This window comes from Vibrio sp. 1402 (genome assembly GCF_033340275.1).
Map to the genome: position 1 here is coordinate 67,044 of NZ_JAWOWE010000016.1, position 7,317 is coordinate 74,360.

The window sequence follows — 7,317 nt, forward strand, 5'->3', positions numbered from 1 at the left end:
TTATTTTATTGCGTCCAGTAGGCGTTGTTATGACGAATCATAGCGCGAAGATCGTGTACATAGGCGATGCCACGTTCAGAATAGGCTAGCAACCCATGCGTTAACTCTGACGCGGTTGCGACCGTTAACAAGCCCTTGTTCTTTTCAGCCAGAGATGTTCTGATTTCACGCAGGTCTGCATACGCTGGGTTTCGATTAACGTTCATAAAGTAGCCATGAACAGACTGTTGTACAGAATCGAATTTTTCAACTTCATGAACTTTGTTAGCGCCACGTTGCGCTGGAACAATTCCACAGCCCTTTTTATAACACCATTGGCCGAACAAGTTGTTTGCTTGAGTAGCAAAACGAGAAGTGCCCCACGCAGATTCATTTGCCGCTTGAGTTAGAACCAAGGCTTCAGGTAAGACGTTCACTCGCACAAGCATCTCATCTAGCCACGTTTGATCAATCTTATCGTTACTCAAGGGCAACGAATACAGAGATGATAACCGCTGAGCATACTCTTGTTGTTCTTGCGTCACTTGTCCCACCTTTAAAGAGGTAAGAAAGGCCCGCTCATGACGAATTCGTTGATTCTCAAGAGCAATTTTAGGCCTTAAAAAATCAAAAAAAGCAGCTTTTTTCTCTTTCGTATCTTTTATTGAATTGAAGTCTGGGATATCACCGATGTATGGCAAGTGTGATAAATCGACATGCTTAATCTTGCCAGAGAGTACGTCAGGATTTTCCACATATTTAAACTGTTTCTCGTAGTGTAAATATGGGCCTATAGAAATGAAAGTGGCGGCTATACAGGTTGCCGCCACTCGTAAACTTATTGATTTCAAAGAATTAGGCATCAAACACCTGTGAGTTACCATCGTGATCATTATCGTTTTTCTGTGTTGTAACGATCTTAAGCTTAATTCCAAACATTTCGCGGTAGAGTATGCCTTTCAAATGGAAGAAGAATGGCAGCACAAAAATCAAGCCAATACCGTAGAACATTGCTGCAATAATAAACATTAACATCACGCCTAAGTAAAGCCCCGCGACCACAAAAATCTTCTTGTTGATTGCGCGAAGTGATAACAGCAACGCTTGCATTGGTGGCACCCTTTTCTCACAAATCAACAAAATAGAGTGACTAAATGCCAAGGAAAGATACAGCGACAGTAAAGGAAAAATCATACCAACCACACCTTGTAGCATTAAGCTCATGAGCGTTGCTAGAATAACAGGAATGGTGAACTGCAACCCCTTTCCAACATGGCGCAACTTAGTCTTCAGGCCAGCGACATGGCTCATAGCCATCAAGCTGATCCCCGCATAAATTGGTGCGCTAATCACCTCATAACTGAAATTCGCGACATAAATAGAAGACACAATATCGTTTGTGAACGACTCTGGGTTCTCAAATGCATCAAGAATAACGCTCAAATCGCCCAACTGCAGTTTTAATGCAATATAGAAAATACCTAACTGGACAAAAAGCAATACAATAATGGCAGGAGAAAATGATAAAAAGTGCTGGATGGTTGCTCGCCAAGCTTCGTTAAAAACCGCGCCAGCTTTAAGCTCGTAGTTGCCAGACAAAGCTCGCTCTACACTCCCCCCAAGATTGAAATCTTTCTCAAAATCGTCGTTCATAGTTTATCCAAGACTAACTTGTAAAATTTTGACTGGAATTCCAGTCAATTAATGTAATCGTCATTATAAAGAAATCTTTCCACATCTAACATCACAACTCACCTACAATCCTTGCAATCTCAACTGTATGGTTGATAATTAACCACTTTCAAGGTCATGAAATTGAAACAATTGTTGAACAAAGTTTAGTGCTATCAAACTGTGTCTAGATGCCAATTAATCTCATAAAAACAGTATGGTAAGGAATGATGGCTTTTTCCTGCAAAATTATTTCTGTTTCAAGATAAGAAAATGCTTTAATTTCACACTTTTGGTGATTATGATGCGCGCCTCAAAAGTGAATGGTTAGTGTCACATCAGCTGGGATAATCCCGGCTTGAACGTGGGGGAAATACAGACGTTGAACGCAAAACCGCAAGCAGGAAAGCCAGTTATTCGTTTATCTGGTATTAGTAAAAGTTTCGATGGTAAGGAAATCATCGGTAATTTAAATCTGGATGTTAATCATGGTGAATTTCTGACGATTCTCGGGCCTTCTGGTTGTGGTAAGACAACAGTTTTACGCATGATTGCAGGTTTTGAAACGGCAGATAACGGTCAAATTATTTTGGATGACCAGGATGTAACACAGGTTCCTGCAGAGCAAAGGCACGTCAACACGGTATTTCAAAGTTACGCATTGTTTCCACACATGACCGTATATGAGAATGTCGCTTTTGGTCTTCGTATGCAGAAAACGCCTACTGCGGACATTGAACCACGAGTAATGGAAGCGCTACGCATGGTGCGCCTAGAAAAAATGGCTCAGCGTAAGCCTCATCAGCTTTCTGGCGGTCAGCAACAACGTATCGCCATTGCGCGTGCGGTTGTTAACAAACCAAAAGTACTGCTGCTAGATGAATCTCTATCTGCACTTGATTACAAACTGCGTAAGCAAATGCAAATCGAGCTTAAACAGCTTCAGCGTCAACTTGGTATTACCTTTATCTTCGTTACGCACGATCAGGAAGAGGCCCTATCGATGTCTGACCGCATTATTGTTATGCGCGACGGTGTTATCGAGCAGGATGGTTCTCCACGTGAGATTTACGAAGAGCCGAAGAACCTATTTGTTGCTCGCTTTATCGGTGAGATCAACGTATTCAACGCAACCATGCTAGAGCGTATCGACGAGAAACGTATCCGTGCAGAAATCGAAGGTGTCGAGTCTGTTGTTTACTACGATCAGGAAGCGCAAGCAGGTGAAAAACTGCAAGTACTACTTCGCCCAGAAGACTTACGTATCGAAGAGATCAAAGAGTCTGAAGAAAAAGGCATCGTAGGTCACGTAACAGAGCGTACCTATAAAGGTATGACGCTTGATTCCGTTATCCAATTGGATTCAGGCATGCGTGTAATGGTTAGCGAATTCTTTAACGAAGATGATCCTGATGTGGACCACTCACTTGGCCAGAAAGTCGCTATCACTTGGGTTGAGAGTTGGGAGGTAGTCCTCAATGATAAGCAAGAAGATTAATCTTCAAAACGCGATCATTACCTTAATCGTCGGTTGGTTAACACTTTTCGTGTTGGTACCAAATGTGATGATTATCGGTACGAGTTTCTTAACGCGTGATGAAGCAAACTTAATCGAAATGACATTTACTTTCGACAACTACTTACGTCTACTCGATCCCTTGTATGCGAAAGTGCTGATGCACTCGTTCTACATGGCGATTGTGGCGACGTTGTTGTGTTTAGTAATTGGTTACCCATTTGCTTACATCATAGCGAAAATGCCAGAGAAATGGCGCCCATTCATGTTGTTCTTAGTTATCGTACCTTTTTGGACAAACTCTCTTATCCGTACTTACGGCCTGAAGATTGTTCTGGGTACACAAGGTATTTTGAACAAATCATTAATGGCGATGGAAATCATCGATAAGCCATTACGTATTATGTACACCGAAACAGCAGTAATGATTGGTCTTGTGTACATCCTGCTTCCATTTATGATTCTGCCGCTTTACTCGGCAATCGAGAAGTTGGACAACACTTATATCGAGGCGGCGAAAGATCTTGGTGCGAACAAGTTCCAAACCATTACGAAAGTGATTCTACCTCTTACAATGCCTGGCATTATCGGTGGTTGTTTGTTGGTTCTGCTACCAGCACTAGGTATGTTCTACATCTCTGACCTTCTTGGTGGTGCGAAGAACCTACTGATTGGTAACGTTATTAAGAGCCAAGTATTGAACGCTCGTGACTGGCCATTTGGTGCTGCGACCAGTATCGCCCTCACCTTCGCAATGGCTGTGATGCTTTACGCTTACTACAGAGCAGGCAAACTATTGAATAAGAAAGTGGAGCTAGACTAATGGGACGCACAGTTAGATTTAGCTTTATGGCGCTGGTGTATGCATTTTTGTATCTGCCAATCATCGTCTTAATTGTTAACTCATTTAATGCCAACAAATTTGGTATGAAATGGGGTGGTTTCACCACGAAATGGTACGAAACCTTAGTAAATAACGACAGCCTAATGCAAGCTGCATGGCATTCATTGAACGTAGCGGTATTCTCAGCGACAGCAGCAACCATCATTGGTAGCTTAACGGCCGTTGCCCTATTCCGTTACTCGTTCAAAGGTAAAGGTGCGGTAAACGGCATGCTGTTTGTCGTGATGATGTCTCCCGATATTGTAATGGCGATTTCATTACTTGCTCTGTTCCTAGTATTAGGCGCACAGCTTGGCTTCTTTACACTATTGATTGCTCACATCACCTTTTGTCTACCATTCGTTGTGGTAACTGTATACAGCCGCTTAAATGGCTTTGATGTGAAAATGTTGGAAGCAGCAAAAGACCTTGGTGCAAGCGAGTGGGTTATCTTGAAACAGATCATCCTTCCTCTCGCTAAACCAGCGGTTGCCGCAGGTTGGCTATTGAGCTTTACCTTGTCTTTGGACGATGTGATCATCAGCTCGTTTGTAACGGGTCCAACATACGAAATCTTGCCATTGAAGATTTACTCAATGGTTAAGGTGGGCATTTCACCGGAAGTTAACGCCCTAGCAACGGTGATGTTGATTGTTTCTTTGGTCTTGGTAGTAATTTCTCAGTTGCTAGCAAGAGAAAAAGTGAAGTAGAATCCGCACCTGTTAACATCACGAAACAGAATGGTTACATGCCATTCTGTTTTTCTATCTATCGTCCAAAATTGGACAACGTTTGGTTTGGAGCTAACGTCAATGAAAAAATGGGCTACTCTATTAGCTGGTAGTGCATGTGCGCTTTCTCTGTTCTCTGGTACAGCGACAGCGGATGATAAAGAACTAGTATTTATGAACTGGGGTCCTTACATCAACAGTAATATCCTAGAGCAATTTACTAAAGAAACTGGCATCAAAGTGATCTACTCGACTTACGAGTCGAACGAAACTTTGTATGCAAAGCTAAAAACTCATAACCAAGGTTATGACCTAGTAGTACCTTCAACGTACTTCGTGGCGAAGATGCGTGACGAAGGCATGCTACAAAAGATCGATAAGACTAAGCTGAAAAACTTCGGCAACCTAGATAAAAACTACCTAGACAAGCCTTACGATCCAAGTAACGACTACTCTATCCCACACGTTGTTGCGATTACAGGCCTAGCGGTTAACGCAGATATGTACGATCCAAACGACTTCCAAAGCTGGGCTGACCTATGGAAGCCTGAGCTTGAAGGTCAAGTAATGTTGATGGACGACACTCGTGAAGTGTTCCATATCGCTCTGCGTAAACTTGGCTACTCAGGTAACTCAAAAGACCCTAAGCAAATCGATGAAGCGTACGCTGAGCTACAAAAGTTGATGCCTAACGTTTTAGTTTTCAACTCTGACAACCCTGGCGCACCTTACATGTCTGGTGAAGTGGGCGTTGGTATGCTTTGGAACGGTAGCGCCGCAGCGGCACAAAGTGAAGGCCTGAACCTTAAACTCGTTTTTCCTAAAGAAGGCGGTATCGGCTGGGTTGATAACTTCGCTATCTCTTCCGGTGCGAAGAACGTAGAAGCCGCTCACAAGATGATTGACTTCCTACTGCGCCCAGAAATCGCAGAGCAAATCTCTCGTGATACTGGCTACCTAACGGCGGTGGAAGAATCGAATGCTAAGTTTAAAGACGTTGCCCCACTGTTCCCTTCTCAAGAAGACCTTGACCGTGTTGAATGGCAAGATGCGGTTGGTGATCTAACCGTTAAGTACGAAGATTATTTCCTCAAGCTGAAAGCGGGACAATAATCTAGCTTGTGTAACAAGTCATCAACCATAGGAAAATAGGCAGCAATACGCTGCCTATTTTTGTCTTAGGCTGATATAATCGCGCGTTGCTAGGTTTATTTGTCTTGGTATCATAGATTTATCGTCTCATAACAAGGAGACAACGATATTCAAGCTAAATGAACATATTTGTGCTTACTGCGATTTGGCTCAACTCGATAACTCCAGCTAGTATTGACTTGTCCAATCGCGAAACAAAACGGAAAACAAATGAAAAGTAAATTCTACGCAAGCGCTCTATGTGCAGCGACGCTCATCGCTACCCCTGCAATGGCTGCTGATCAAGAACTGTATTTCTACAACTGGTCGGAATACATTCCAAACGAAGTTCTTGAAGACTTTACAAAAGAAACCGGAATCAAAGTTATTTACTCTACATACGAATCTAACGAGAGTATGTACGCAAAACTAAAAACTCAAGGTTCTGGTTACGACTTGGTAGTACCGTCTACCTATTTCGTCTCTAAAATGCGTAAAGAAGGCATGCTACAACAGATCGACAAAGAGAAATTATCTCATTTTGCCGATCTTGATACTAACTTCCTAAACAAACCGTTCGATCCGAACAACAACTACTCTATCCCATACATTTGGGGTGCGACCGGTATTGGTATCAATGCTGACATGCTAGACAAATCATCGGTTACTAAGTGGGATGATTTTTGGGATAGTAAGTGGGAAGGTCAACTAATGCTGATGGATGATTCTCGCGAAGTATTCCACATTGCATTGACTAAGCTTGGTTACTCACCAAACACGACTAACCCAGAAGAAATCAAAGCCGCTTACGAAGAACTGAAAAAGCTAATGCCAAACGTATTAGTATTTAACTCAGACTTTCCTGCAAACCCTTACCTTGCGGGTGAAGTTTCACTAGGCATGCTTTGGAACGGTTCTGCATACATGGCTCGTCAAGAAGGTGCGAACATCGACATCATCTGGCCAGAAAAAGGCACTATCTTCTGGATGGACAGCCTAGCAATTCCAGCTGGTGCGAAGAACGTTGACGCAGCTCATAAGATGATCGATTTCCTACTACGTCCTGAGAACGCAGCTAAGATTGCACTAGAGATTGGTTATCCTACGCCAGTTAAAACGGCACACGATCTGCTACCGAAAGAATTTGCTAATGATCCAAGCATCTTCCCACCACAAGAAGTGATGGACAGCGGTACTTGGCAAGATGAAGTTGGCGAAGCGAGCGTAATGTACGATGAGTACTTCCAAAAGCTAAAAGTGAACAACTAATTCGTTAGTTTTAAAGATATGAAAAAGCGGCTCATGAGCCGCTTTTTTGTTCTTAATGACTGTGCCGTCCTAAATAAGGTTGACACTTTCTACCCCCAAAATTGGAGAGTGTTATGAAATCAACAACTAAAAGAACT

The 7,317-nt window shown here is 42.7% G+C and carries 7 protein-coding genes; 5 read left to right on the top strand and 2 right to left on the bottom strand.

Annotated elements, in window-relative coordinates:
* Nucleotides 1-5: 5 nt before the first annotated feature.
* Nucleotides 6-842 carry a glucosaminidase domain-containing protein gene (locus R7044_RS21425; RefSeq protein WP_025766642.1) on the bottom strand — a complete coding sequence of 279 codons (837 nt, stop codon included), beginning with the start codon at nt 840-842 and terminating at the stop codon, nt 6-8.
* Nucleotides 835-1,632, bottom strand: coding sequence for a hypothetical protein (locus tag R7044_RS21430; protein ID WP_005389175.1), 798 nt, complete (start codon nt 1,630-1,632; stop codon nt 835-837). The genes R7044_RS21425 and R7044_RS21430 overlap by 8 nt, the downstream gene beginning before the upstream one ends.
* Nucleotides 1,633-2,032: 400 nt before the next feature.
* Here R7044_RS21430 and potA point away from each other — a divergent pair, with 400 nt between their 5' ends.
* The 5 genes from potA (at nt 2,033) to R7044_RS21455 (ending at nt 7,180) form a co-directional block, all read left to right on the top strand.
* Nucleotides 2,033-3,148, top strand: a complete 1,116-nt coding sequence (gene potA, locus R7044_RS21435) for a spermidine/putrescine ABC transporter ATP-binding protein PotA (RefSeq protein ID WP_017634901.1) — start codon at nt 2,033-2,035, stop codon at nt 3,146-3,148.
* On the top strand, nt 3,129-3,989 hold the full coding sequence (gene potB / locus R7044_RS21440; protein WP_005377512.1) for a spermidine/putrescine ABC transporter permease PotB: 861 nt from the start codon (nt 3,129-3,131) through the stop codon (nt 3,987-3,989). The genes potA and potB overlap by 20 nt, the downstream gene beginning before the upstream one ends.
* Entirely contained in the window at nt 3,989-4,759 is a 771-nt protein-coding gene (gene potC, locus R7044_RS21445; protein ID WP_005389180.1) for a spermidine/putrescine ABC transporter permease PotC, read from the top strand. Before potB ends, potC begins: the two co-directional genes overlap by 1 nt.
* A gap of 102 nt (nt 4,760-4,861) precedes the next feature.
* A complete protein-coding gene (locus R7044_RS21450) occupies nt 4,862-5,893 on the top strand; it encodes an extracellular solute-binding protein (protein ID WP_017634902.1) in 1,032 nt (343 codons plus the stop codon).
* A 249-nt stretch (nt 5,894-6,142) separates the two neighbouring features.
* The gene (locus R7044_RS21455) at nt 6,143-7,180 is read left to right on the top strand and encodes an extracellular solute-binding protein (protein WP_025766646.1); all 1,038 of its coding nucleotides are present in this window, start codon (nt 6,143-6,145) and stop codon (nt 7,178-7,180) included.
* Nucleotides 7,181-7,317 lie beyond the last annotated feature (137 nt).